The following is a 25,598-nucleotide window of genomic DNA, read 5'->3' as shown; positions in this document are numbered from 1 at the left end:
AGCGAGCAGCCTGTGGATATATTGTAATTAAGGGTACAAAAGTGCCCCAAAATGCCCTGAACCCGCAGAATCTGATTAATTAGGGTACAGTGACACCCCACCTCAACGGCATCTTCGGTCGACGCGCCGCCGCGCATGCGGGCTTTGCCTATTCGGCCTCGATGCAGCGCGCCGGGGTCGATGGGCTGACCTGGGGTTTTGACACGCTAAATGCCTATATCGAGAACCCGCGCGCCCTTGTGTCCAAGACGAGGATGAGCTTTCGGGGCGTCAAGGATGCCCAACAGCGCGCCGATCTCTTGGCTTATCTGCGCCGTTTTTCCGCGAGTCCCGCAAACATCCCCGAAGCTGCGCCAACCGCGCGCGGCACGGATCATGCCGTCAATCCAGAAATTCTGGCGATTCAGGGCGATCCCGACTACGGCGAATACCTCAGCAGCGAATGCGTCAGCTGCCATCAGGCCGATGGATCAAGCGATGGCATCCCCTCGATTACCCAATGGCCGAAAGAGGATTTCGTGGTCGCGATGCACGCCTACAAGGACAAACTGCGCCCGCACCCGGTGATGCAGATGATGGCGGGACGCCTGTCGAACGAAGAAATCGCGGCATTGGCGGCCTATTTCAAGGGCCTTGACTAACCAAGGCCCATTCAAGGGAGGACGGAACATGACATTGAACCGACGCAAGTTTCTTGCCGTGGGTGCGGCGACGGCGGCAAGCCTCACGGCGCCGCATGTTCTGGCGGATGGACACGGCAAACCGCGGGTCGTGGTGATTGGCGGCGGTTCGGGTGGCGCCACCGCCGCGCGCTACATCGCCAAAGACAGCAAGGGCGCGATCGAGGTCACTCTGGTGGAACCGTCGCGCAGCTATTTCACCTGCTACTTTTCCAACCTCTATATCGGTGGGTTCGCCGAGCTTGAGGACATTTCCCACACCTACGGCACGCTCGCAGCCAAATACGGCATCAACGTGGTGCATGACTGGGCCGTTGACGTGGACCGGGCGGCCCGAACCGTCAGCCTCGCAGGCGGCGCGGTGCTGCCTTATGACAAGCTGATCCTCAGCCCCGGAATTGATTTTGTCGAAGGCTCTGTGCCCGGTTGGTCCGTCGCCGCGCAGAACAAGATGCCCCACGCCTACAAGGCCGGATCGCAAAGCGAACTCTTGAAAGCGCAGATCATGGCCATGCCTCAAGGCGGGCGATTTGCCATGGTGGCACCGCCCAACCCGTTCCGTTGCCCTCCGGGGCCTTATGAACGGATCTCGATGGTGGCGCATGTGCTGACACAGATGAACCCAACCGCCAAGATCCTGCTGGTCGACCCCAAGGAAGGCTTTTCAAAACAAGCGCTGTTCGAGGAAGGCTGGGAACGCCACTACAGCGGCATGATCGAACGCGTCGGCCCCGATTTCGGCGCGACCAATGTCAGCGTCGATCCCGAAGCCATGACCATCGACATCGACGGAGCGGTTGAAAAGGTCGATGCCTGCAACGTGATCCCGGCGCAAAAGGCCGGGCGCATTGCCCATATGGCGGGCGTCACCGAGGGTAATTGGGCGCCGGTCAATGCGGCTGACATGTCCTCGCGCGCTGATGCGGATGTGCATGTTCTGGGCGATGCGGCGGCACAGGGTGACATGCCCAAATCGGGCTTTGCCGCCAATTCTCAGGCCAAGGTCTGCGCCATGGCGGTGCGCGGCGCGCTGACCGGATCAAAGGTGTTCCCGGCCAAATTCACAAACACCTGCTGGTCGCTCATCGCCGAAGGCGACGGCGTCAAGGTGGGTGCCACCTATGAGGCAACAGCGGAAAAGATCGCGAAGGTCGACGGCTTCGTGTCGCAAACCGGCGAAGATGCCGCGACGCGCAAGGCGACCTACGAGGAATCCGTCGGCTGGTATGCCGGGATCACGGCGGACATGTTCGGATGAAAACGCGCACCATTGCCAAAGGAGCAAATCGCATGAGACAGACCATTCTTGCAGCCGCCATGAGCCTTATCGCTCTGCCCGCGCTTGCGGGTGAGGCCACCACCTATCCCTTTGACGGCACGTTTGACGATGCCACTTTTGCCGTGGAAAGCGCGATCGTCGGGCGTGGCCTTGTCATCGACCTGCGCAGCCATGTGGGCGAAATGCTCAACCGCACCGGGGCCGATGTCGGCAGTGACGTGAAAATCTTCGAGGCGGCGGATATATTCCTCTTCTGTTCCGCCACGCTCTCGCGTGAGGTGATGGAGGCCGACCCGATGAACATCGCCCATTGCCCCTATGGCATCTTCGTGGCGGATCGGGGCGGAGAGGTCATGGTCGGCTATCGCAACATGCCCGACGGCGAGATGCAAAAGGTGCAGGCCTTTCTTGACGACATCGTGCAAGAAGCGCTGGAATAACCGCCAACCGGGCCGCAACCCCGCGCGGCCCGGTTGATCCAAGTCAAGACATTCGCATGCAGGAATGTGTATGCTGGCGGTGCCTCACAGGATGGACCCCGCGATGCTGGAAGCTCTTCTCGATAGATACGGCGACGGTGCCATCCTCGCCATGGCGGGCGCGCTTGTCGGCCTTGTCTTTGGGGCGGCAGCGCAGCATTCACGCTTTTGCCTGCGCGCGGCAACGGTGGAACTGGCCGAACGCCATGTGGGGTCGCGCCTTGCTGTCTGGCTTATCGCCTTTTCGGCTGGCGTTCTTTCGGTGCAGGGTGCCATTGCGCTTGGCTGGCTCGATGTCAGCACTGCCCGCCCGCTTGCCGCAACCGGAAGCCTTTCGGGTGCCATCCTTGGCGGGCTGATGTTTGGCGCGGGCATGATCCTTGCGCGCGGCTGTGCCAGCCGCCTGCTGGTGCTCTCGGCCAGCGGCAACCTGCGGGCGCTGGTGGCGGGGCTGGTTCTGACGCTGGTGGCGCAGGCCTCTTTGCGCGGATTTCTGTCACCTCTGCGCGAAGCACTGGCCGCGCTCTGGACGGTGCCGGGCGGCGCGGGGCGCAACCTTCTGAGCCTCTTCGGACTGTCTCCCGAGGTGGCCACCGGCATCGCGGCGCTGGTGCTGCTGGCTGCTTTCGTGCTTGCCCATACCCGTCAGGTGCGCCCCTCGCACGCGATTGCGGCGGCGCTTGTCGGGCTGGCCATCGGGCTGGGCTGGCTGGCCACCTATGCCATCGCCCAAAGCTCTTTCGAGGTGGTGGCGATCTCCTCGGTCACCTTCACCGGCCCGTCAACCGACACGCTGATGGGGCTTGTCAACGAGGCCGCGCTACCGCTTGGCTTTGGCGTGGGATTGGTGCCGGGGGTTTTTGTCGGCGCGGGGACCACGGCTCTCGTGACGGGTGAGTGGAAACTGGAGCGCTTCGGCTCTGACACCCCGACCGAGCGCTATCTGATCGGAGCCGCGCTGATGGGGTTCGGCTCCATGCTTGCGGGCGGTTGCGCGGTTGGCGCGGGCATGACGGGCGGTGCGATTTTCGCGCTCACCGCGTGGGTCGCGGTTACGGCCATGTGGTTGGGCGCAATGGCCACGCATCTTGGCCTGCGCTATCTGTCCACCCGCCCCGCGCTCGCCTGAGCGCTATTCCCACTCCATCTGCTCGAACACGCGACCGGCATTCTTGGTGGCCAGTTCCTCGAACGTATCCAGCCGCCGATAGGGCGATTGATCGACGTAATAGGCCCCCGCCAGATCGCCGCCCGCCTCGATATGCTCGGCGATTTGCGCGCGCAGATATTCGAGGTAGCCCTTGGTGTAACGGCGCACCTGATCCATGTTCGTCGGGTGGCCGTGGCCGGGGATCACATAGGTCGCGCCAAGCGGCTCAAACGCCGTATCCCAGGTTTCCAGCCAGTCGGCGGTGATCGTGTTCTCGAAAATCGGCAACATGCGTTCGTGAAAGGCCATGTCGCCCGAGATCACAAGCCCCTGCCGGGGCAACCAGACGACGATATCGCCCGGGCTGTGCGCCGGACCCAGATGCCGCGCCTCGATGCGGAAATCGCCCATTTCGACGATATGTTCGTCTTGAAACGTCTCGGTCGGCGGCTCCACCCGCGTGCGCGCGGCCTGCGCACCCATGACCCGCTGCGCCGCGGCCAGATCACCGCCGCCCTGATCGGCAAATTCCTCTGCCGCGTCCACATGGGCGATCACCGGCACGCCCTGATCCACCCAATAGCCATTGCCCAGCATGGCATGCCCCTGCCCGTTCTCGGTCAGCACAAGGCGCACCGGCTGATCCGTCACGGCGCGGATTTCGGCGTGCAGCGCCTCGGCCAAGGCATAGGATGCGCCGGAATTGACCACCACCACACCCGCGCCGGTGACGATGAAGCTGAGGTTGTTGTTGTGGCCTGCATTGTCATGCGTCGGCGGCGCGGTGGCCCCGATGGCCGACCAGACGCCGGGAATGACCTCGACCGGCTTGTCGTAAAGCGGCGAGCCGGGGTATTTGTCGGCGATATCCTCGCTGGCAAGGGCCGGGGTCGCAAGACACAGGATCATCAGAAAGGCGCGCATGGTTCAGACCTCCGCCACGAAACGATAGGCGCCATCCGCGCGCTCAACACGGCCCAGACCGCCCTCGGGCAAATGAAAGCCCACCATCGCCATGCCCTCGCTGGCCAGCATGTCGAGCAGGCGGGTGCGGGTGGCAATGCCGGTGTCGGGGTCCTGATCGGCCCCGGCGGGCCAATCGGGGCGCGCCAGCGCCAGATGGCCATTGCCGATCGCATCACCAACGACCATCACCGCGTCGCCCCCTTGCCGGATCTCGAAGGCCATATGGCCGGGCGTGTGACCGGGGCTGTCATGCGCCATGATACCGGGCAGCACCTCTTGCCCGGCCTTGATAAATTCCATCCGATCCTCGATCTCGGCCAGCCGCCGCGCGGCCCCCACGGCAAAGGCGGCGCGCGCCGCGCCGATGCTGTCGACGGTGGCGGGGTCGGTCCAATAGTCCCATTCCGCCTGCCCGATCATATAGCTGGCATTTGCGAAAACCGGATCATCGAACTCGTCCAGAACCCCCCAAAGATGATCGGGATGGGCATGGGTAAAGATCACATGGGTGATCTCCTCCGCGCCGACGCCCACGCCGTCAAGCGCCTCGGCCAGCTTGCCCGCGCTTGGCATGAAGCCTGCGCCGGACCCGGCATCAAACAGAACCTTGCGCGCGCCGTCCCGCCAAAGCGTCAGGTTGCAGGGCGGCATCACCGTGTCGCCGGTGATCCCCAGACCGGTAAGGATTGGCCCGGCTTCCGCCTCGGACAGGTTACCCAGCACGAAATCGCGAGGCAGAACAAGATGCCCGTCGCTCAACGTGTCAAGCTGCCCCGCACCAAGGTTCAGCATCTGCGCGCGAGCACCCGTGGCGGTCAGGGCCAGAGGCAACATGGCCCCAAGCTCAAGCAGTGTGCGTCGGGTGATGGGCATCGCGGGTCTCCATATTCGTTATTCAGAATATGAATGCGGGAAACCGATGGAAAAGACAAGCACAGACCTGATCCCCGTAAAATCAGCGGCAAGACGATTGTGGACAGCGTCAGGCCCCGGTGTCCTTGACGATGCGGCCATCCTCCAGCGTCACGATCCGGTCTGCCATCTCCAGGATGCGGGTGTCATGGGTGACCATGACCGTCGTCGTGCCGCGCGCCTGCCCCAGTTTCTTGAGCAGGGCAACCACATTGGCACCGCTTTCGCGGTCGAGCGCTGCGGTGGGTTCATCGGCAAAGACCACGTCCGGGTTGCCGACAAGGGCGCGCGCCACCGCGACGCGCTGTTTTTGTCCGCCAGACAGGTTTGCGGGCAGGTAGTCCATCCGGTCCGCCAGCCCGACCAGCGTCAGCGCATGACGCGCGGCGCGGATCTGCGCCGCGGGGTCGATCAGCCCATGCACCTGCACCCCCATCAGCACGTTTTGCAACGCCGTCAGGCTGCCATGCAGGTTATGCGCCTGAAAGATGAAGCCCAACCTGCGCCGCAGACCCTCGGTCTGCGCGCGGCTTGCCCCGTTCAGTTCATGCCCCAGCAGACGGACTGAGCCGTCCTGCACATCGCGCAGGCACCCCATCAGTGTCAGCACCGTGGTCTTGCCCGACCCTGACGGCCCCATCAGCACCGTCAGGCTGCCGCGCTGCACGGCAAGGTTCACGTCAAAAATCACCTGCTTGCGCGCCTCGCCGGTGCCGAACCAGTGGTTCAGCGCGTTGACGATGATCGGCGGGGCGTCAGTCATTTCTGCGCCTCAGAACAGATCGGCCGGGTCGGCCGAGGCCAGACGCCGCGTGGCAATCGCGCCCGAGATCGCACAGGCCGCCAGCGTGCCCAAGAACACCATCACCGCCATCGCGGAGGTCATTTCCAGCGGCAGGTTGGTAGCCTTGGCCATGCCCGCCAGCAGGGCGCTGGCCACGGCAAAACCGGGGATGAAACCCAGAAGCGCGAGGATCAGTGCCTCTTCCAGAACGATGCCGATGAAGAAACGTTGCGGATACCCCATTGCCTTGAAGGTGGCATATTCGCTCAGATGGTCGGCCACGTCCGTCGACAGCACCTGATAGACGATCACGATCCCCACCAGCACACCGATGATCACCCCGAAGCCGAATATGATGCCGGTCGGTCGCTTGGTCTGCTGATAGCTCAGATCCTCGGCTGCGGCCTGCGCGTAACTGCGGATGCGCAGGCTCTTGTCGGATATCAGATTTCGCAGCCGGGCAGCGACGCGGTTAGCATCGGCACCGGGGGCCAGTTTCAGCAGGATATGATCGGGGGCCGCTGATGTGCGGGCGGGAAAGAGGGTCAGGAAGGTCTGATCCGACACCATCATGAACCCGTCGCCGCCAAAGCCACCGCCACCCGCGAAGGTGTCGTAAAGCGTCAAGGTTGTGCCGGTCACCTCAAACGACAGCGGGGTTTGCGGGCGGATCGCCGCCGCCTCGTCACGCGGCAGGCCCCGGCTGAACCGATCAAGGATGCCGGCGTTTTGCAATTGCAATGTCGTGGCCTTGGCCGCCATGTCGGGTGACAGGAAACCGGGCTGTGCCGGGTCGATGCCATAGGTGGTCAGTCCCAGCGTCTTTTCCGGGCGCGCCCAGTTGACGTTGCCCACGAAAAGCCCGGTGCCCGCAATGATATCCGGGTCGGCCAGCGCCTGAAACAGCCATTGCCGCGCGACATTGCCGCCTTCGGTCATCGAATTGGCGTCCGAGGCGGAAATCATGATATCGGCCTGAAAGAACCCGTAGGGCTTCATCGTCGCCGTCGCCATCGAGTTCATGATGCCAAGCTGGACAAAGACCAGCACATTGGCAAAGGCCACCCCGGCAAGGGCGGCGGCAAAGCGCGGGCGGCTGTGGGTCAGTTGCAGCCAGCCAATGGGCAGCCGTCCGAACAGCCATTGCAACAGGCGGCTCACCGCGCTGCCTGCGCGCGGGTGTCGATGCGGGCGATGACCTCAAGGTTGGTGTAGCGCGCGGCGATCAGGGATGAGGCGTCATCCAGCGCGACCATCACGGTGATCACCCGCGCATCGGTATTGGCCGCCGTGTCATCCGCGACAAGACCCTGCCGCCCGACCATCAGCCCGATGGATTGCACCCGGCCCTGCAATGTCTGGCCAATGGCCGCCGCCGCCAGTTCGACCGGCTGGCCGATGCTGACCTGTGCAATGCGATCCTGATAGATCTCGACCTCGGCCATCATGCGGTCAGTGTTACCCATCTGCATGATGCCATCTGCGGGGGGGCGTTCGCCGGCGCGGGCGTTCACGTCAAGCACGGTGCCCCTGATGGGGGCCATAACGGCGGCGCGCGCCAGATCGCGCTGCGCCCGTGCAAGCTCCGCCTTGGCGGCATCAAGGTTGCGGGCCGCGACGATGACATCGGGCTGCATGTCGGCCTCCTCGGCGGTATAACGTGCCAGCGTCGCCTTGGCTTTCTCAACCGCCAGTCGGGCTTGTTGATCGGCGGCCACGGCGCCATCCAGCACCGCCTGCGTGGTGACACCGCGCTGAAACAGCCCTTGGGTGCGGGCAAGGGTGCTGGCGGCCTCGACTGCGGCGGATTGGGCCTGCTCGAATGCAGCGCGGGCCTCGTCCTGACTATTCTGAACTGCCGCGCGGGTCTGGATCAATGCCGCCTCGCGCACCGCGACATTGGCGCGCGCGATCAAAGCCGCACTTTCCAGTTGAGCCTCGTTGTCAAGCCGCGCCAACACCGCACCCTTTTCCACCCGGTCGCCGACCGCCACCAGAATTTCAGCGATCCGCGCATCGCCCGCGCCGTACGGGGCCGCAACGATCGACACGTCCCCCTGTGGCATCAGCCGCGCAAGGCCGACCACATCACTCGGTTGCATGGTCTCGGCCATGTCCTTTGGCAGGACGATTTCGGGCGGCAGGGCAATCGGCGAAGACGATCCGCCCCCCGGTTGCAGCCCGGTCAGCGCATAGAATTTCTGCAACCCCATCGGCTGGAAATACAGGCCGATCACCGCGCCAGAGAACATGAAAACCGGGATCAGAAGCACCAACAGATAGCTGCGCCGAAACCGCATCCGGCGCGGGGGCGCGCCGGATGGGTCTATGTCACGCGGGATAACCTGCAAAGGCAGGTCGGAGGCTTGCGGGTCAGACATGGTGCGTTCCGGTTGGGTTGAACAACGATACCGCGAAGACCAGGGAAGGTTCCCGCCCAAAGGGGGGTGACCTGCGCCTAGTCGCCGCAGGTCTTTTTTTGTGCTTTGGTTAGAATGACCAAAGCACGGTGTCGTCCTTCAGCATGGCACCCGCCATCTCTGGCGGCTTGGCGACGCCGACGCCATCAAGCAGGACCTCGGGGCCGACACCGCGACCGGGCAGATAGATCGCGCAGACCTCGACCGTGGCACCCGCCTCCATGATCTTTTGCATCAGGCCTTGCGGGCTCATGTCGCGGGGTGGTTGCGGCGCGGTGACGCTTGCCGGGGCGTCCTTGAGGGCGATGTCACCGCCCGGTCCGCACAGCAGGATACGGGTTTGCGCGCCTTGCTGCACGGCCTGCATGGTCAGCACCATGGCCATGAGTTGCGTCTGCGGCTCGGGCGAGGTGACGACGGTCACGAGCGCCTTTTCCGAGGCCTGTGCCCCCGTGGCAAGGCCCGCCACGGTCGCGGCGGCGAGAAGGGTCTTTTTCATGAGTATCTCCAGTCATGAGGGTCAGATAAACAGTCGTATGAGGGTGGCGACGGCACCCAACGCGCCGATGCCAAGCAGCCAGAGCAGAACGAACCAGCCGAAGTGCCGCAAGATGGGGGACATCAGTGATACCCCTCTCCCGGACGCACCTTGCCGCGAAACACCCAATAGGCGTAGGCGGTATAGGCAAGGATCAGCGGCACAAGAAACAGCGTGCCGACCAATGCGAAGGCCAGGCTTTCATCGGGGGCCGCCACCTGCCAGATGGTCAGCGAAGGCGGCACCATCATCGGATAGAAACTGATGCCAATCCCGATAAAGCCCAGCACGAAGAGCGACAGCGCCGCCAGAAACGGGCGCAGATCGCGGCTGTCGTTCAACCCGGTAAAAAGCGCCCAGGCCGCGCCCAGCACCAAGACTGGCATGACGATGCTGAAGACACTGCCCGGCAAGTTGAACCAGCGCTGGAAATAGACCGGCTCCAGAAACGGGGTGGCAAGGCTGACGATCCCCATGAAGCCAAGCGTGGCAAACCCCAGCCACCATGCCCGGCGGCGCATGCCCAGTTGCAGCGGCCCGTCGGTCTTGAGCACCAGCCAGGTTGCGCCCAGAAGCGCATAGCCCGCCACCACCGCCAGCCCGGTCAGCACCGAGAACGGCGTCAGCCAGTCCCACCAGCCGCCCGAGTAGGCGCGGCCCGAGACCTCGATCCCCTGCACCAGCGCGCCAAGAGCGATGCCCTGACAGAATGCCGCCACCAGCGAGCCGCCGAAGAACGCGTGATCCCACACCCGTTTCCAGCGCCGCGTTTTCCAGCGGTATTCAAACGCCACGCCGCGAAACACCAGCGCCAGCAGCATCAGCGTGATCGGCATGTAAAGCGCCGGCATCACAACCGCATAGGCCAGCGGAAACACCGCGAACAGCCCGCCACCGCCCAGCACCAGCCATGTCTCGTTGCCATCCCAGACCGGGGCGACCGTATTCATCGCGGTGTCGCGGTCGCGTTCCGACCCGGCGAGGGGAAAGAGGATCCCGACACCCAGATCGAAGCCGTCCAGCACCACATAGGTCAGCACGGCAAAGGCGATGAGGCCAGCCCAGATGAACGCAAGATCGAATTCCATTGTCAGTCCTCCTTATTCGCCGGGAACGAAGGTTTTGGCGCGCAGTTGCGCGGCGGGTGTGATCCCGGCGGTGCGGGTCGGGCCATGATCCTCCTCGCCACCCGTATCGGGCGCGCGATTCATCAGCCGCAGCACGTAAAAGGTGCCCGCGCCAAAGACGAAGAAATAGACCACGATGAAGGCAACCAACGAGGCGGCAACCGCCGGGGCCGCGACCGGTGCCAGGCTATCACCGGTGCGCAAGAGGCCATAGACGGTATAGGGCTGTCGCCCAACCTCTGTCGTGACCCACCCCGCCAGTACCGCAATGAACCCCGCAGGCCCCATCGCCACGGCGGCACGGTGCAACATCGCACTGTCGTAAAGCCGCCCCTGCACGCGGCGCAGCGCCGCCCAAAGGCCGATGCCCAGCATTGCAAACCCAATCGCGATCATGATGCGGAACGACCAGAACACGATGCCCACGGGGGGCTGATCTTCGCGCGCCACGGTATCGAGGCCAGCCAGCGGCGCGTTCAGATCATGCTTGAGGATCAGCGACGAGAGTTTGGGTATACCCACCGCATAATCCAGCCGTTGATTGTCCTGATCCGGAATACCGAACAGGTAAAGCGGCGCGCCGTCGGGGTGGCTGTCAAAATGCCCCTCCATCGCCATGACCTTGACCGGTTGATGTTCCAGCGTGTTGAGACCGTGGAAATCGCCCGCCACGATCTGAAGCGGGGTCACGATCACCGCCATCCACATCGCCATTGAAAACGCGGTGCGCGCCGGGGCGCTGCTGCGGTCGCGCAAAAGATGCAGCGCGCTGACCCCGCCCACCACGAAGGCGGTGGTCAGGTAAGCCGCCATCACCATATGCACAAGGCGGTAAGGGAAGGACGGGTTGAAGACGATGGCCCACCAATCCTCGGGCACAAACTGGCCGTCAGTATTGATCCCGTAGCCCGCGGGCGTCTGCATCCAGCTGTTGACCGACAGTATCCAGAAGGCCGAGGCCAGCGTGCCGACCGCCACCATCGCGGTGGCGAACATGTGCAACCGGTCGCCCACCCGTTCGCGCCCGAACAGCATGATGCCAAGAAACCCGGCCTCAAGGAAAAAGGCGCTCAGCACCTCATAGGCCATCAACGGGCCGATCACCGGCCCGGCCTTGTCGGAAAACACCGCCCAGTTGGTGCCGAACTGGTAGGACATGACGATGCCCGACACGACACCCATACCGAAGACCACGGCGAAGATCTTTTTCCAATGCTCGAACAGCGTCAGATACGTCGCGTCGCGCGTGCGCAACCACTGCGCGTTCAGCACCGCAAGCCAGCTTGCCAGCCCGATGGTGAAGGCCGGAAAGATGATATGGAACGAGATGGTAAAGGCGAATTGAACACGCGCCAGTGTCTCGGCGCTGAAACTGTCGAACATGGAACACCTCCGGTTATGCGGGATCGGCCCCGCCGGCAATCCGGCGGGGCGCCTTGATCAAAGGGTCGTGGTGCGCAGGTAGGGGCGCAATTCGTCAAAGCCTTGCGGGAACAGCTTTTCGGCTTCGGCATTGGGGATCGAGGGCGGGATGATCACCTTGCCACCGGGCACCCAATCGGCCGGGGTGGCGATGCGGTTTTTGTCGCCGGTCTGAAGCGCGTCGATCACACGCAGGATCTCGTCGAAATTGCGCCCCACGCTCATCGGATAGGTCATGGTCAGGCGAATCCGCTTGTTGGGGTCGATGATGAAGACCGACCGCACAGCGGCGGTTTCGCTCTCATTGGCGTGGATCATCTCGTAAAGCCGCGCGATTGCGCAGTCAGGGTCAGCGACAATCGGGAAATCCACCGTGGTGGATTGCGTGTCGTTCACATCCTTGATCCAGGCCTGATGCTCTTCGACGCCATCGGTCGACAGGCCAAGCGGCTTGACGTGGCGCTTGGCAAATTCCGCAGAAAGCTGCGCGGTGCGCCCCATTTCGGTGGTGCAGACCGGGGTGAAATCTGCCGGGTGGCTGAAGAAGAAAACCCACTTGTCCCCGATCCAGTCGTGAAAACTGATCGGGCCGGCCGTCGTGTCGGCGGTGAAATCGGGGGCGGTGTCGCCGATATGGATACCCATGTGATATGTTCCTTCAGGGTTGCGGGCGGGGCGACCTGCCCCAACCGGATAGCAGACATTTAGAACGATTCTTGATCATAAGATATAAGTAAAATATACTTTTGGTGCGGCATTCTGGCGCTCCATTGGTGGGCTGGTCGCCGAACCCTACACCGCCATGACAGTTTTTCTGGCTTTGCTTGAAGAAAAGCTCTACGGGAATTAGATCAATGAAAGGAATTCGATGCCATGCGGCTGACCAGCTATACCAATTACGCCCTGCGCTCGCTGCAACTGGCGGCGCTGAAAGCGCCTGCGTTGGTGCGTGTGGATGATGTGGTCAAGGTGCATGGGCTGGCGCGCCCGCATATCGTCAAGATCGTGCATGAACTGGGCAAGGCCGGGTTCATCGACACGCAGCGCGGGCGCGGTGGCGGCTTTCGGCTGGCCCGTGCGCCCGAGACGATCCGCGTGGGCGAGGTCGTGCGTCTGACCGAGGGACCGTTCGACGTGGTGGAGTGTTTCAACCGCACCACCAACACCTGCCCGCTGATCGGCATCTGCAAGCTGTCGCAGACCTTTCAGGCAGCGACACGGGCTTTTCTCGACGTGCTCGACGGCGTGACCATCGCCGATATCGCGTCCAATCGCGATCAGTTGCTTGACCGCATCCTGCCGCTCGAAGAGGGGATCGTTTCCCCCAAAAGGGCGCGCGCGTAACGGTCGCGGACCGGTCTGCGCGGGCTGATCCGGCAGAGGGCTGGCTGCGTTTTCGCACCGCTTGGTGACTTCATCACATACGCGTTCCGTGAAAACCTCTATTCAGCAGTTAACTTTAACCGGAGGACCGTCATGACTGCCAATATCGGGTCTGTCGACCGCATCATTCGTATCGTTCTGGGCCTTGCCCTGCTGGCGCTCGCCTTTGGCGGGTTTTCGGCGATGTTTGCCGCAGGCGCGCCGAAATGGATCGCCGCAATTGCGGGCATCGTGCTGATTGCCACCGCAGGCATGCGCTTTTGCCTGCTCTATCGCATCCTCGGCATCCGCACCTGCAAGCTTTGATCCCCAAAGACCGGAGGAACACCATGACCACCTATCCTGTTGACATGACCATCCGCCCCGAGGTCGAAAGCTTTTTCGACGAGGCGACCAACACCATCAGCCATATCGTCAAGGACCCGGCCTCGGATGCCTGCGCGATTGTCGATTCGGTGATGGATTTCGATCCCGCCTCGGGGCGGATCAGCTTTGATCACGCCGATATGCTGATTGCGCGGGTCCGCGAACGCGGGCTGGCGCTGGACTGGATTCTGGAAACCCATGTCCACGCCGATCACCTCTCGGCCGCGCCCTATATCCAGCGCGCATTGGGCGGCAGGATCGGCATCGGCGAGAACATCCTGACCGTGCAGGAGGTGTTCGGCAAAATCTTCAACGAGGGCACCGAGTTTCAGCGCGACGGCAGCCAGTTCGACGCGCTGTTCAAGGATGGCGACACCTACACGGTGGGCACCATGCCCTGTTTCGCGCTGCACACCCCCGGCCACACCCCAGCCTGCATGACCCATGTGATGGGCGATGCCGCCTTTGTCGGCGATACGCTCTTCATGCCCGATGGCGGATCGGCGCGCGCCGATTTTCCGGGCGGCGACGCAGCGACACTTTATGACAGCATTCAAAAGGTGCTGGCCCTGCCCGACGCGATGCGCCTCTTCATGTGTCACGATTATGGCCCGAACGGTCGCGATATCGCGTGGGAAACCACCGTGGCCGAAGAAAAGGCCCATAACATCCATGTGGGCGCGGGCAAGACGCGCGAGGATTTCATCCGCTTTCGCACCGAACGGGATGCGTCCCTCGGCATGCCGCGCCTCATCCTGCCGTCGCTTCAGGTCAACATGCGCGCGGGCGAGATCCCGAAAGACGGCGATGGTCGCCCGATGCTGAAACTGCCGGTCAACGCGCTGTAAACAGACGCCCAAGGGGGGAACCATGGACATCAAGAAAATAACCGACGCGCTGTCGGTCAGCCCCCAGATTGCCCCCGGCGATCTGGCGGCGATCAAGGCGGCGGGGTTTCGCGCGGTGATCTGCAACCGCCCCGATGGCGAAGGCGCCGATCAGCCGAATTTCGAGGAGATCGAGGCCGCCGCCCGCGCCCAGGGGCTTGAGGCACGCTATCTGCCGATCACCGCCGGAATGGTGCGCGATCAGGATGCGGGGGATTTCGGGCGTGCCTTGCGCGAATTGCCCGGCCCTGTTCTGGCCTATTGCCGCACCGGCACGCGCTCGGCCACGCTCTGGTCGCTCTCTGAGGCGACGCGCCGCCCGGTGCCCGAGATCCTCGCCGCGACCAAGGCCGCCGGTTACGATATGGCCGGTGTCGCGCGGCGCATCATCAATGGCGGCAAGACGCCCACCGACACGGGCGATGCCAAATTCGACGTGGTGATCGTGGGCGCGGGCGCGGGCGGTATTGCCCTCGCCGCCAGCCTGAACGCGCGCAAACCCGATCTGGAGATCGCGGTGATCGACCCGGCGGATATCCATTATTATCAACCGGGCTGGACCATGGTGGGCGGCGGCATCTTTGAGGCGCCCGAGACCGCCAAGACCATGGGCGCGCTCATTCCGCGTGGCGTGCATTGGATCAAATCCGCCGTGGCCGCGTTCGAGCCCAAGGACAGTGCCGTGATCCTTGATGGCTGCCGGGTGGTGAAATACGACCGCCTTGTGATCTGTCCGGGGTTGAAGCTTGATTGGGCCAAGGTGGACGGGCTGGAAGAAACGCTGGGGCGCAATGGCGTCACCTCGAATTACCGCTATGATCTGGCGCCCTATACATGGCAACTGGTGCAGGGGCTGAAGGCGGGTCGCGCAATCTTTACCCAGCCGCCGATGCCGATCAAATGCGCGGGCGCGCCGCAAAAGGCGCTGTATCTGTCCGCCGATCACTGGTTCCGCAGCGGCGTTCTGAACGAGATCGACATCCATTTTTGCAATGCCGGTGGCGTGCTCTTCGGGGTCAAGGATTACGTGCCCGCCCTGCAATCCTATATGGACAAATACCGCGCCAACCTCGATTTCTTTCACAACCTTGTCGCCATCGACGGCCCGGCGCGCACCGCCACCTTCGAGGTGAAAAAGCCCGACACGGCACCCGAGCGCGTGACCATGGATTTCGACATGATCCATGTCTGCCCGCCGCAATGCGCGCCCGATTTCATCCGCGTCTCGGCCCTCGCCGATGCCGCCGGATGGATCGACGTGGATCAGGCCACGCTGCGCCACAAGACCCATGACAATATCTGGTCGCTTGGCGATGTGATGAACGCCCCCAATGCCAAAACCGCCGCTGCGGCGCGCATGCAGGCCCCGGTGGTGGCTGAAAACATCGTCGCCGACATCATGGGCCGCGAGCCGGTGGCGCAATATGATGGCTACGGATCCTGCCCGCTGACCGTGGAGCGGGGCAAGATCGTGCTGGCGGAATTCGGCTATGGCGGGGTGATGAAGCCCAGCTTTCCCAAGTTCCTGATCGACGGCACAAAGCCAAGCCGCCTTGCGTGGCTTTTGAAGGAACGGCTGCTGCCGCCGATCTATTGGAAGGCGATGCTGCGCGGGCGCGAATGGATGGCCAAGCCCGAAAAGATCAGCGCCACCCAAAACACCTGACCCTGACCGCCCCCTTGATCCGGGCGGGGCGCAGTCGCCTGCCCGACCTCTATTGAAAGACCTGCCCCATGATCCCGACACTTGCCCGCTATCTGCCCATTCTTGACTGGGGCCGCCGCTATGACCGTGGCGCGCTTGGCAATGACACCATGGCGGCGGTGATCGTGACGATCATGCTGATCCCGCAATCGCTGGCCTATGCGCTTTTGGCGGGCCTGCCGCCCGAGGCCGGGATCTATGCCTCGATCGTGCCGATCATCCTCTATGCGATGTTCGGCACCAGCCGGGCACTGGCCGTGGGGCCGGTCGCGGTGGTGTCGCTGATGACCGCCGCCGCCATCGGCCAGGTGGCCGAGGCGGGCAGCATGGGTTATGCTGCCGCCGCGCTGACGCTGGCGCTGCTGTCGGGGGCGATGCTGCTGGCGCTGGGGCTGCTGCGGCTGGGCTTCATCGCCAATTTCCTAAGCCACCCGGTGATCGCGGGCTTCATTACCGCCAGCGGTCTGCTGATCGCCACGAGCCAGCTCAGGCACATCCTCGGCGTGCCTGCGGGCGGGCATACGCTGATCGGGATGCTGGCCGGGCTCGGGGCGCAGCTGGGCGCGGTGAACGGGCCGACGCTGGTGATCGGGGTGCTGGCGACCGGGTTCCTCTTCTGGGTGCGCAAGGGGCTGAGGCCTTTGCTGCTGCGCGCGGGGCTCGCGCCGCGCCTGGCCGATCTGCTGGCGCGGACCGGGCCGGTGGCGGCGCTCGCGGTCTCGACCCTTGTCGTCTGGCTCTTCGGACTGGACAGGCAGGGCGTGGCCATCGTGGGCGCCGTCCCGCAGGGCCTGCCGCCGCTCACCCTGCCGGATCTGTCGCCCGATCTCGTCTCGGCGCTGGTGCTGCCCGCCGCGCTCATCTCGCTCATCGGCTTTGTCGAATCGGTCTCGGTGGCGCAGACGCTGGCGGCCAAACGCCGCCAGCGCATCGACCCCGACCAGGAACTGATCGGCCTTGGCGCGGCCAATATCGGTGCCGCCTTCACCGGCGGCTATCCGGTGACGGGGGGCTTTGCCCGGTCGGTGGTGAATTTCGATGCCGGTGCCGAGACGCCCGCCGCCGGGGCCTTTACCGCCGTGGGGCTGGCCATCGCCGCCGTGGCGCTGACGCCGCTCGTCTTCTTCCTGCCCAAGGCGGTGCTGGCCGCGACGATCATCGTCGCCGTGCTGACGCTGGTCGATTTCTCGATCCTGCGCAAATCCTGGGGCTATTCGCGTGCCGATTTCGCCGCCGTGCTCGCCACCATCGTGCTCACGCTGGGGATGGGGGTGGAGGCGGGCGTCTCGGCGGGGGTGCTGCTGTCGGTCGCGCTGCACCTCTACAAGACCTCGCGCCCGCATGTGGCCGAGGTCGGGCTGGTGCCCGGCACACAACATTTCCGAAATGTGCTGCGCCACCGGGTCAAGACCGTTCCGACGGTGCTGACCCTGCGGATCGACGAGAGCCTCTATTTCGCCAACGCGCGCTTTCTCGAGGACATGATCCAGGACCGCGTGGCCGAGGCTTGCCCGATCCGGCACGTGGTGCTGATGTGTTCGGCGGTGAACGAGATCGACTTTTCCGCGCTCGAGAGCCTCGAGGCGATCAACGACCGCCTGCGCGGCATCGGCATCGCGCTGCACCTCTCGGAGGTCAAGGGCCCGGTGATGGACCGCCTGAAGCGCAGCCATTTGCTCGACGATCTGACCGGCCGCGTGTTCCTGTCGCAATACGATGCCTGGTCCGCGTTGCAGGACCGCGCGGCGGAATAGCCCCGGAGTAAAAAAGGACTGCAACGTTAAGGAACGTCTGAGCACCGCGTCCGGCTGTGGCGAGATGGTGGGCTGATCGTCTTGTCGGGTATGAGACGACATGTTGGGGGCGGATTTCGCCGTTTCAAGGCTCGCCGCAGGGGCAGTTTCCCGACTTCTGGGTAGACTCGTCCACATGCGATCCGCCTTAGTCGGAGCAGCAAAAGGTTGCCACGGGAGAAAAGCGTGAAGAGTTGAGCGCAGTTCTTGGCGAGGCCCCGGTAGCGGGTCTTCATATGGCCGAACTGGCGTTTAATCACCCGGAACGGATGCTCGAACTTGGCCCTAACTAGTTCACCCTGAACAGCTCTTATCCTGCTGATTTTGCGTGATAACGCAGCATTTTCCTTAGGTTTTGGATGCAGCGTTTGATATTATTTCAGCAGGATAAGAGCTGTTCAGGGTGAACGAATTACAATCGCCTTGGCCCCCGGCTTTGCGGGCAGGTCGGCCGTTATGCCCATGCCCGGCAATTCAAGCGGATGCGCAAGGCCCTGCGTCGGCTCAAGGGCTACACCGGGCGCGTGCTGCGGGACATCGAACGGCAGATGGACAAGGTGGCCGAGGGACCGCTTAAGCTGCGGCTGCAAGATCTGGTGGCCTTGGCGAAGCGGCTGCTGGCGCAGAAGCCGAAGGACCGAAAGAAGCTTTACAGTCTGCACGAACCGGCGGTGGACTGTATCTCGAAAGGTAAGGTGCACAAGCGCTACGAGTTCGGCACGAAGATCACCGCCGCCACCACCACCGAAGGCGGCTTCGTCGTCGGCATGCGGTCACTGCAGGGCAATCCCTATGACGGACACACCCTGCACGAGGCGCTGGAGCAGGTGGAGACCTTGACCGATCAGCGCCCGGACATGGCCTTTGTCGACCGCGGCTACCGCGGCCACCCGCGCATGAAACCGAGCAGAAAGCCCGCCGGCACCCGGGCATTGCCCCGCGCGCGGTTGAAGGCGAGGAAGCGATCCCAGATCACTTGCGTGTCGATGTTCCAGCAGGGCAAAGCCGTCTTGGCTGCCCGGATCAGCGCCGCCCAACGGGTCTGGAAGACGTTGGAACCAGCATAAATGTTGATATGCCCGGAAAATATAGTTTTGTTAGAGTCTTCTCTATATAGTGATGTGTCGCCTGTGCCTGACTCACCATCCCGTGGTTCGCTGTCGTCCTCGAAGGCCGCGAACCGGAATAGCCAGGGCGCATATTTGCCGTTTGGCTTCTCGCGGCGCAACTTCAGATCGGAGGCTTCGAGTTCGCCCAAGAGTACGGTCAGATACTGGCGCGAGACGCCCATCTTTTCTGCCAGGCCCGCGAGGGTGAAGGCGGCCGTTCCGCGCGACAACCCGTTGTAGCCCTCCTTCCAGGCGATGCCATCGAGAATGATCGTGGCCAGTTTGTGGGCGGATACGGAAAGCTCGGTCTGAGTGATCCGTCGCAGGATCAGGCCGGTTGTTGGTTCCATGATCGGGTCTCCAGCGAGAGCCGACGCCATGCCGCACGGCAAAAACATTTTTGCCAGCAAAAATACATTGCGGGTTGCAGAGGTTGGGGCACCGCGCTAAAAGAACCTTGTTCAGGGGTTTTCAGCGCGGCCTCAGACTTTACGGTCTGGCGTCTTTTGTCTTTTTTGTTGTTCGCACAGTCTCCGGTGCAGGGCTTGGTGGGGGCGGACCCGGTGCGTGCGGATCCGCAAGATGTCAGTAATCGACCTGCTCGAAGCCGTAGCCGCCGTTGTGATCCAACCATTCGACAAAAACCGCACGGACGGCGACACCGGGGCACGTCGTCCCGAACCCTTCGTCACCGCGAAACGCCGACGGCAGCGCTGCTGAGGAGCCATCACGCCAGTGATATCGGCCGTTGGCATCATAGCTGCCATGCCTGATCCGCGCCGTTCGGCGGCAATCCTCCCCCTCGCCGACCAATCCCTGGCGCAGATACACATCAAAGACGTTGATCGAGCGGATGAACGCGAAGGTCGGACCGCTGATATCGATATCGGCACCAGCGCCGACCGCTTGCGCAAGGTGCATTGCGTCGGGTTCTGGCAAGGAGGACGAGTGGGGTTCCGCCTGCATCCTGGCAAGCCTGAGAAGACGATCGACGGGCTCGGGATTCTCGAAGGATACACCCATTGGACAGCGCCAGATTTGCAGAGGTGGCTCGATCGGCCAAGGGGTGATCCGCCGGATGAACACGGCGCGCGCATGGGCACAGGGCGCGGAGGCAGGCCAGCCGCCAGCCAGGCAGAGCAGGATCGCGCAATCGACCGGATAGGCGTGTGCCGGTGTAGCTGACCCCGAGAAAGTCGATACGGTGACGACCGCGGCGGCGGCCAGATTTCGAACCACGTGCTTCAAGATACCAACTCCGTCTATAATGGTGCGGCGACACAATGCCCTACTCGTGCTATCAAGAGGATTTTTTCGAACGAACCCGAAAGGGCTGATCATCGCTCGTCACTGGCTTCGTCTCGAGCCAAGCACCAGATATCAGCAGTATCCGCTGCTGTATGTCATCATGTGCGGATGCTTGGTGATCTGTCGGCAGAGATTGGCGACATCGAGACCTCAGAAATGCGCCTTCCCGCCAAAGCGGGGAATCCGTCACTGAAGCCCGCGCAGGATATCCGCCGTGACCGGACAGCGCGAAAGGCTCGCCGTGATCCGCTCACGCCAACGAGGTCCGCGTGAGACGGCATCTTGATAGGCCTCCATCAGATCATCGGGCCGATCCTCGGCGAGGACAGAGACAAGGAACGCGGCCTGGCCGAGATCCTTTCGCGCCTTCGCCTGGTCGGGGCCCCCGCGTCTGCGATCCGCCACGATCAGCTTGTGGATCGCAAAACGTTCCGGTCGCGGGATTTGAACCAGCACACCGGAGCGATAGAGCGCCACGGCTTGAAGCGGATCCGCAATCAGGAAGTTCAGATAATTCAGCGCCTGCGCGCTCACCCCCAGAGCCGGCAGGGGTTTGACGCGCTCGTCTCCGAACGCGGGCGTCAGGAACTCCACCATGGCCTCGCCCCGGGTCTGGCGCCACTTCCAGACCTGTCGGTCGTGCACCCCGGGCACGGGATCGAACTGCATGGCTTTGAGGATCTCGCCGGGATGTTCCTCAACCCGGTCGCCGAGGGCGACCGACAGCCGCTCAAAACTGGCAAAATCAATGTCGCCCGTCTGTGCGAGCTCATCGGAATCAAACCTTACGCCGAGTTCCCCTTGATAGAGACCGTAAGCGCTGGTGCCAACCAAAGTGCCCCCGAGTCTGAACACTCCGGCCCGCGCGAAGGCCAGCAGCATCGAGCCGGTATCGCGGTCGGTTGCGATGAATCCTTCCGCGCGCAGTGTGCGCGCCAGCCGCGACATCCGTTTCTTGCGCTCTTCGCCCTGCGCCTTGAGGTCGGTCGTCCGGGCCAGCCGCGCACGCAATTCGGGAGAGTCTTCGCCCAGATATCGGCTTTTCATCTGCGTGCCGATCCGGAACTTGTCGTATAGGTAGATGCGCCCGTTGCGATGACGCTCCTCAATACTGCCGACAACGCCCGAGGCGGCCTCATCGAGGTGCAGCCTGAGCAAATCCTGATAGGCCACTTGCGCGGCACGCGAATGCGATAGGGTAGTCATGCGATTCTTCTCACGGGGCGTGTGCAGCAAACACCTTCATGATGCACACAAAGTAAATGTGCAGCAAAGTATTTTTTGATGCACATGAACGCTGCCCGCGTAATACCTGCTGACCGACCCCGTCATTCAACCGCGCTGACGAAACGCCCGTACTCCTCGCTCACCTCCCTGGCTTCGACAAAGGCCCGTGCGCGTTCCTCGTCGAGGCAGCGGACGTAGTCCTGCACATCGGCGATGTAGCTCTCGAAATCCCCCCGGATCAGATCCGCGTAGGTGCGCATGTCCTCTCTGGACGCAGGCAGGAACGGCCGCTCGGGTGGGATGCAGGCATGTGCCGGACCAGCCACCACGAGCACGGTGATCAGCAGCATGAGGGGGATGTTGCACGCATGGAGAATGCGCAGGGCAAAACTCCTTTGCCGTCTTTAAGATCGCAATTTTGTCGGCTATCATTGTTATTGGAGCAAGGCGAGCTTCGTCAAGCTTTTATTATTGCTTTGACCTCGTTAATGTTGTTTTGTATCGCCCGCGGTGTCACGATCCCGTGGGCCCGAAACTGCACCTCAGGCAGAAGAAAGACCCAAGGGAAGGCCATGATAGAAGAAGCACCGAATGTGGTTACAGAAGACGGGCTGCGCGGCCTCCTGGCCGCAGGCTATCTCATCGAGGTGGTCTGCAAGGAAGGCGCCGAGAAGCGTCACAACAGCTGGTACGGCTCTTGGGTCATCCGGGCCGTCGCCCCGGACGGGCGGGACGACAAGATGCTCGTCACCAGCCGCAGCGTCCTAAAGCTGCGCGATTTCAAGACCATCGTCGGCCTTGTCAGCTTCCTGGCCGACATGGGCTGCACAACCGCCAGCATTCCGCTTGTCGAGGGTGCCCGCGAACGCCATGCAGCACCCGGACGCACACCTGACACCCGGACCGGCCCGGTTCTGGTCAAGAACAACTGACCGCGCGTTTGCGCTCGTCGTTGCATTGGGTGGGCATAGGCCGCCGCGATGCCGAACGCATCCACGTTCTCGTAGGCGGCACGGTTCTGCGCCCGTGTGCATCCCATTTCCAGAAGGGCCGGATCGCGGGTCCCTGCTGCACCACCATGGCGCGCGATCTGACGATCATGAACAACGTGCAAGGCGGCCAGCGGAACCCAGACCCAATCGCTCATGCAAGAGCTTGCAGAAGATCGCGGTTCTCATCCATGACGATCTCGGCCGCCGCCAAGGCCGCCTGCAGTTCGGGGTTTTCCGTCATCAGCTTCAGCCCGCCGTCATCCGTGCGCACCGCATAGAGGGTATCCCCTTCATTGGCATCGAGCAGCGCAAGCATCTCGGTGCTGAGCGTCATGACGGCGGAGTTGCCGACTTTGCGGATTTTGGCTTTGATCGTTGCAGGCCTCGTGGGGTTACACGGATGTACATACGTGGCGCGCGCGCACTGTCAAGAACGGCCCCGGCGCATCGCGTCAATCAACGCCTGCGCGGCCTGCATCGCTTGCGTATGAGGTGTCGCGGCGCGCGCATCGTCCAGCGCATCCTGCACCTGCGCGCGAAACCAAGCTTCATACGAATTGACTTCAGCGGCCACGGAAACGCCCCTCGAGACAGAGGTGCTGCCCATCCTTTTCCGTCTCATTCATCGCGCTTTCTCCGACCATATTATCAACCGATGCTACATTTTCCAGCGTGGCGTCGTAAACGATAATGCCATAGGGTCACAGCAAGCTGGCCCACTTACCGATCGGGCACCGCTTCAAGGGACGTTTCGAACCGCTTGTGCGCCGCCGCCGCTTCTTTCAGGAGTGCGTCAAAATTGTCAGGTGGATTGCCATCTTCCAGCATCCCTTTGAATGTTGCATAGGCATCCGTCTTGCTGCCATAGGCGCGCAGGGTCTTGTCGTCGTTCACCCAGGCCACCACGATGACCTTCGCATCGCTGTTGAACCGGTAGAACAACCGATACTGCTGGAAGAATTTTGCCCGAAACCAGTGCTTGCGGTGATCGCCGAGTGTTCCACCTTGCCGGAAAGCGGCGGCACCGGGATCTGCCGGTATGGCCTCGGTGACCAGCTTGAAGATGGCGGCCAGCCGTTTCGTGGAATTTTTCTTGCGCCAGGTCTTGGGATCGCGCGATTTGCGCGCCTCGACCTCCAGGGTCAGCCCTTCGATCTGGTCCAGAAAGAGCGGATGCGCAAAAACCGACCATCCGTTTACGACAAGGGGCGCTTGGGCCGGCACGCTATCGCCGCTCATTCATCCTCGAGCGATAGCGGCGCATCGAGATCGACGTCAACGTCTCCGACCAGTGCTGCAAGGCGGTCATGCAAAGCCCCATCGAACGCCCGAATGCGGTCCGGATGCGCCTTGATATCGGCCTCGACAAAATCGAGAAAGGCGCCGAGCACGGGATCTTCCTCGTCGCTGCGCACGGGCTCGATATAGACCCTGCCACTCGGCTCGGTGCAGTAGCGAATCTGGTCGCCCTTCCCCAGCTTGAGCTGCTTGCGCACACCCGCCGGCACGGTCGTCTGATACCGATCCGTGAGTTTCGAGACATCTTGTGCGAGCGCGGTCATGGCAGTCTCCTGAAAGAAAAGGGTCTTTGCTGCCTGCAATAGGTAATGCATTTGCATTGCCTTGTCAACCCAAGCCGCAGGATCTGCTGTCGCCGGCAGGTCGATCAACGGTCCGGCGCAGCACCTAATCTCGCCCCGCCAGGAACTCCGCCAGCACCGGGCTGGCAGTACCTTTCGCGGAGTTGAGCACCTCCGAGCCACGAGTGTCGCCTTCGACAGCCGCACGAGCCCACCGGTTTCCTCGATGCGGTAGCAGCGGCGTTTCTGCCGACCCCGCCTGTAGTGCGTCGCGGTGACGATCTGGCAGGTGCTGCCATCGGTGAGCGTCACAGGGGCCGCGAGCTTGATCTTGTCGCTTTCCTGGTAGTCCGGAATCGACGCCCAGTCCCGGCAGCGCTGGCGCCAGTCCTGGGCGTAGCTGTCGAGGTCCTTCAATTCGGAGAGGAGCGCGATCAACGCAAGGGGAGCGCGAGACTCGTTCGGGCCAGCGCTTTCCTCCATGTCCTTGTAGCCCCAGCAGCCGTCATCATATCGGGTGACCGCATCGGCCCTGATCGGCTGGCGCTCTGGATCTCCATGCGCCTGTCCGGAGTTCAGGACGACACCGCGGCGCTCGCTCGTATCGGTTGGGCGGTGCGCCGTCTGACAGACGGTCCCGACCCAGAGGTCGACCTGTCCGCATTCCTCGACCGCCGCGCCCCCGCGACCCTCGGCGATGAGGTAGAACCCTTCGCGGATCGCGCGGGCGGTTGGCTGGAACTGATGGCACAAGCCGCCGTTCTTCACCCGATCACCCGCGCCTGCATGGGCTTTCACCTCTGGAGCCTCGCGGGCCTCGGGCAGCAGGGTGATCGAGTGGAAGCGGCCGTCACGGCAGCGCGGACCGCGGCTAGTGAAGGCAAGGGCGCAGTCTTTGCACCTCTGGCCATGGGCGGGGCAGGGGGGCTGCGCGCCGCTGGCCCAGCGGCTGACCGTCTGGCGCGTTGGCTTGAGGGGATGGAGACCGCATGTTTGACCGCAATGCGGCACCTCGACGACATCGAGGCCTGGTCAGCGCGGGCAGAGGCCGAGACGGCATCGCTTTCTGGCCGCACGCCCCCGGCCTTGCGCGCCGTACTGACCGAATGGCCCATCATCTCCGCCCCGATGGCCGAGGCCCTGACCGGCGCCAGCCGCGCCGCCGTCCAGCGCAACTTGGCCTGGATGGAAGCCCGTGGTCTGATCCGCGAGATGACCGGGCAGGGGCGGTATCGGATGTGGAGCGCGGCGAACTGAAGGCCGCGGTAGACTTCACTTCATATACGGTAAAAGTCAGCAGTAGACGCAGAGAAAGCCATCATGAACACACCGGCATCTTCCGCCGAGCCCGCAGGACGCGGCGATCGCGCGCGTGAAACCTCGCGCCCTGCCCTTTATTGCCGGGCTAAACAAGGTGCAAGAAATCGCCTCGGCACCAACCTGCATCAGCCTTGCGCCAGAGAGAACCGGGTAGGGGTCTTGGTGACGGCA

The 25,598-nt window shown here is 63.1% G+C and carries 27 protein-coding genes and 4 pseudogenes; 12 read left to right on the top strand and 19 right to left on the bottom strand.

What is annotated here, in order from left to right:
* Positions 1-89: 89 nt before the first annotated feature.
* From ACSSV8_RS17305 to ACSSV8_RS17290, 4 genes are all read left to right on the top strand, one after another.
* Entirely contained in the window at positions 90-641 is a 552-nt protein-coding gene (locus tag ACSSV8_RS17305) for a c-type cytochrome (RefSeq protein WP_454283287.1), read from the top strand.
* A gap of 28 nt (positions 642-669) precedes the next feature.
* Complete coding sequence (locus ACSSV8_RS17300; RefSeq protein WP_454283286.1) at positions 670-1,938, top strand: FCSD flavin-binding domain-containing protein; 1,269 nt, start codon at positions 670-672, stop codon at positions 1,936-1,938.
* Positions 1,939-1,970: 32 nt separating this feature from the next.
* Entirely contained in the window at positions 1,971-2,399 is a 429-nt protein-coding gene (locus ACSSV8_RS17295) for a DUF302 domain-containing protein (protein WP_454283285.1), read from the top strand.
* A gap of 103 nt (positions 2,400-2,502) precedes the next feature.
* Positions 2,503-3,567 carry a YeeE/YedE family protein gene (locus ACSSV8_RS17290; RefSeq protein ID WP_454283284.1) on the top strand — a complete coding sequence of 355 codons (1,065 nt, stop codon included), beginning with the start codon at positions 2,503-2,505 and terminating at the stop codon, positions 3,565-3,567.
* 3 nt (positions 3,568-3,570) lie between these two features.
* On the opposite strand, the gene ACSSV8_RS17285 is transcribed toward ACSSV8_RS17290, so the two are convergent.
* The 10 genes from ACSSV8_RS17285 to ACSSV8_RS17240 all read right to left on the bottom strand — a co-directional run bounded on the left by ACSSV8_RS17285 (position 3,571) and on the right by ACSSV8_RS17240 (position 12,402).
* A complete protein-coding gene (locus ACSSV8_RS17285; RefSeq protein ID WP_354539890.1) occupies positions 3,571-4,512 on the bottom strand; it encodes an MBL fold metallo-hydrolase in 942 nt (313 codons plus the stop codon).
* Between the two features lie 3 nt (positions 4,513-4,515).
* Positions 4,516-5,427, bottom strand: a complete 912-nt coding sequence (locus tag ACSSV8_RS17280) for an MBL fold metallo-hydrolase (RefSeq protein WP_454283283.1) — start codon at positions 5,425-5,427, stop codon at positions 4,516-4,518.
* 109 nt (positions 5,428-5,536) lie between these two features.
* Positions 5,537-6,229, bottom strand: coding sequence for an ATP-binding cassette domain-containing protein (locus ACSSV8_RS17275; RefSeq protein WP_454283282.1), 693 nt, complete (start codon positions 6,227-6,229; stop codon positions 5,537-5,539).
* A gap of 9 nt (positions 6,230-6,238) precedes the next feature.
* Positions 6,239-7,411, bottom strand: a complete 1,173-nt coding sequence (locus ACSSV8_RS17270; protein ID WP_454283281.1) for an FtsX-like permease family protein — start codon at positions 7,409-7,411, stop codon at positions 6,239-6,241.
* Entirely contained in the window at positions 7,408-8,631 is a 1,224-nt protein-coding gene (locus tag ACSSV8_RS17265; protein ID WP_454283280.1) for an HlyD family efflux transporter periplasmic adaptor subunit, read from the bottom strand. The genes ACSSV8_RS17270 and ACSSV8_RS17265 overlap by 4 nt, the downstream gene beginning before the upstream one ends.
* Before the next feature lie 109 nt (positions 8,632-8,740).
* Entirely contained in the window at positions 8,741-9,169 is a 429-nt protein-coding gene (locus tag ACSSV8_RS17260; protein WP_354539885.1) for a DsrE family protein, read from the bottom strand.
* Between the two features lie 21 nt (positions 9,170-9,190).
* The gene (locus ACSSV8_RS17255; RefSeq protein ID WP_354539884.1) at positions 9,191-9,292 is read right to left on the bottom strand and encodes a DUF2474 family protein; all 102 of its coding nucleotides are present in this window, start codon (positions 9,290-9,292) and stop codon (positions 9,191-9,193) included.
* Positions 9,292-10,296, bottom strand: coding sequence for a cytochrome d ubiquinol oxidase subunit II (gene cydB / locus ACSSV8_RS17250; RefSeq protein WP_454283279.1), 1,005 nt, complete (start codon positions 10,294-10,296; stop codon positions 9,292-9,294). The genes ACSSV8_RS17255 and cydB overlap by 1 nt, the downstream gene beginning before the upstream one ends.
* Before the next feature lie 12 nt (positions 10,297-10,308).
* Positions 10,309-11,718, bottom strand: a complete 1,410-nt coding sequence (locus ACSSV8_RS17245) for a cytochrome ubiquinol oxidase subunit I (RefSeq protein WP_454283278.1) — start codon at positions 11,716-11,718, stop codon at positions 10,309-10,311.
* 57 nt (positions 11,719-11,775) lie between these two features.
* A complete protein-coding gene (locus ACSSV8_RS17240) occupies positions 11,776-12,402 on the bottom strand; it encodes a peroxiredoxin (RefSeq protein WP_354539881.1) in 627 nt (208 codons plus the stop codon).
* A gap of 228 nt (positions 12,403-12,630) precedes the next feature.
* Between ACSSV8_RS17240 and ACSSV8_RS17235 the strand changes: the two genes are divergently transcribed.
* The 5 genes from ACSSV8_RS17235 to ACSSV8_RS17215 all read left to right on the top strand — a co-directional run bounded on the left by ACSSV8_RS17235 (position 12,631) and on the right by ACSSV8_RS17215 (position 17,852).
* The gene (locus ACSSV8_RS17235; RefSeq protein ID WP_454283277.1) at positions 12,631-13,101 is read left to right on the top strand and encodes an RrF2 family transcriptional regulator; all 471 of its coding nucleotides are present in this window, start codon (positions 12,631-12,633) and stop codon (positions 13,099-13,101) included.
* 132 nt (positions 13,102-13,233) lie between these two features.
* Complete coding sequence (locus ACSSV8_RS17230; RefSeq protein WP_354539879.1) at positions 13,234-13,446, top strand: YgaP family membrane protein; 213 nt, start codon at positions 13,234-13,236, stop codon at positions 13,444-13,446.
* Between the two features lie 23 nt (positions 13,447-13,469).
* Positions 13,470-14,354: an MBL fold metallo-hydrolase gene (locus ACSSV8_RS17225; protein WP_454283276.1), complete on the top strand. Its 885-nt coding sequence runs from the start codon at positions 13,470-13,472 to the stop codon at positions 14,352-14,354.
* 22 nt (positions 14,355-14,376) lie between these two features.
* Positions 14,377-16,059, top strand: coding sequence for a TIGR01244 family sulfur transferase (locus ACSSV8_RS17220; RefSeq protein WP_454283275.1), 1,683 nt, complete (start codon positions 14,377-14,379; stop codon positions 16,057-16,059).
* A 68-nt stretch (positions 16,060-16,127) separates the two neighbouring features.
* On the top strand, positions 16,128-17,852 hold the full coding sequence (locus ACSSV8_RS17215; protein ID WP_454283274.1) for a SulP family inorganic anion transporter: 1,725 nt from the start codon (positions 16,128-16,130) through the stop codon (positions 17,850-17,852).
* 185 nt (positions 17,853-18,037) lie between these two features.
* On the opposite strand, the pseudogene ACSSV8_RS17210 reads toward ACSSV8_RS17215, so the two are convergent.
* Positions 18,038-18,220: pseudogene (locus tag ACSSV8_RS17210) on the bottom strand (transposase); the annotation flags it as partial.
* Positions 18,221-18,301: 81 nt separating this feature from the next.
* Here ACSSV8_RS17210 and ACSSV8_RS17205 point away from each other — a divergent pair.
* Positions 18,302-18,865: pseudogene (locus ACSSV8_RS17205) on the top strand (transposase); the annotation flags it as partial.
* A gap of 720 nt (positions 18,866-19,585) precedes the next feature.
* Here the strand turns inward: ACSSV8_RS17205 and ACSSV8_RS17200 are convergent.
* The 3 genes from ACSSV8_RS17200 to ACSSV8_RS17190 all read right to left on the bottom strand — a co-directional run bounded on the left by ACSSV8_RS17200 (position 19,586) and on the right by ACSSV8_RS17190 (position 21,885).
* Positions 19,586-20,239 (bottom strand): hypothetical protein, encoded by a 654-nt coding sequence (locus ACSSV8_RS17200; RefSeq protein ID WP_354539896.1) that lies wholly within the window; start codon positions 20,237-20,239, stop codon positions 19,586-19,588.
* 255 nt (positions 20,240-20,494) lie between these two features.
* On the bottom strand, positions 20,495-21,514 hold the full coding sequence (locus tag ACSSV8_RS17195) for a nucleotidyltransferase family protein (protein ID WP_354539875.1): 1,020 nt from the start codon (positions 21,512-21,514) through the stop codon (positions 20,495-20,497).
* A 122-nt stretch (positions 21,515-21,636) separates the two neighbouring features.
* Positions 21,637-21,885, bottom strand: a complete 249-nt coding sequence (locus ACSSV8_RS17190; protein WP_354539874.1) for a hypothetical protein — start codon at positions 21,883-21,885, stop codon at positions 21,637-21,639.
* 18 nt (positions 21,886-21,903) lie between these two features.
* Between ACSSV8_RS17190 and ACSSV8_RS17185 the strand changes: the two genes are divergently transcribed.
* Entirely contained in the window at positions 21,904-22,467 is a 564-nt protein-coding gene (locus ACSSV8_RS17185; RefSeq protein ID WP_454283273.1) for a hypothetical protein, read from the top strand.
* A 211-nt stretch (positions 22,468-22,678) separates the two neighbouring features.
* Here the strand turns inward: ACSSV8_RS17185 and ACSSV8_RS17180 are convergent, their stop codons facing one another.
* From ACSSV8_RS17180 to ACSSV8_RS17160, 5 genes and pseudogenes are all read right to left on the bottom strand, one after another.
* On the bottom strand, positions 22,679-22,861 hold the full coding sequence (locus ACSSV8_RS17180; protein WP_354539873.1) for an AbrB/MazE/SpoVT family DNA-binding domain-containing protein: 183 nt from the start codon (positions 22,859-22,861) through the stop codon (positions 22,679-22,681).
* Positions 22,862-22,954: 93 nt separating this feature from the next.
* The gene (locus ACSSV8_RS17175; protein WP_354539872.1) at positions 22,955-23,101 is read right to left on the bottom strand and encodes an antitoxin PaaA2 family protein; all 147 of its coding nucleotides are present in this window, start codon (positions 23,099-23,101) and stop codon (positions 22,955-22,957) included.
* A 146-nt stretch (positions 23,102-23,247) separates the two neighbouring features.
* Positions 23,248-23,766 (bottom strand): type II toxin-antitoxin system YhaV family toxin, encoded by a 519-nt coding sequence (locus ACSSV8_RS17170; RefSeq protein ID WP_454283272.1) that lies wholly within the window; start codon positions 23,764-23,766, stop codon positions 23,248-23,250.
* The gene (locus ACSSV8_RS17165) at positions 23,763-24,290 is read right to left on the bottom strand and encodes a type II toxin-antitoxin system PrlF family antitoxin (protein ID WP_454283271.1); all 528 of its coding nucleotides are present in this window, start codon (positions 24,288-24,290) and stop codon (positions 23,763-23,765) included. Before ACSSV8_RS17165 ends, ACSSV8_RS17170 begins: the two co-directional genes overlap by 4 nt.
* Positions 24,214-24,629: pseudogene (locus tag ACSSV8_RS17160) on the bottom strand (DUF6927 domain-containing protein); the annotation flags it as partial. The gene ACSSV8_RS17165 and the pseudogene ACSSV8_RS17160, both read right to left, overlap by 77 nt.
* On the opposite strand from ACSSV8_RS17160, the pseudogene ACSSV8_RS17155 reads away from it, so the two are divergent.
* Positions 24,624-25,364 (top strand): annotated as a pseudogene (locus ACSSV8_RS17155) (hypothetical protein); the annotation flags it as partial. The pseudogenes ACSSV8_RS17160 and ACSSV8_RS17155 sit on opposite strands and share 6 nt — an antisense overlap.
* Between the last annotated feature and the right edge of the window lie 234 nt (positions 25,365-25,598).

The sequence above is a fragment of the Roseovarius sp. MBR-79 genome, assembly GCF_053628555.1.
Note: the sequence above shows the minus strand (reverse complement) of the source record. Positions and strands in the feature narration are given on the sequence as shown.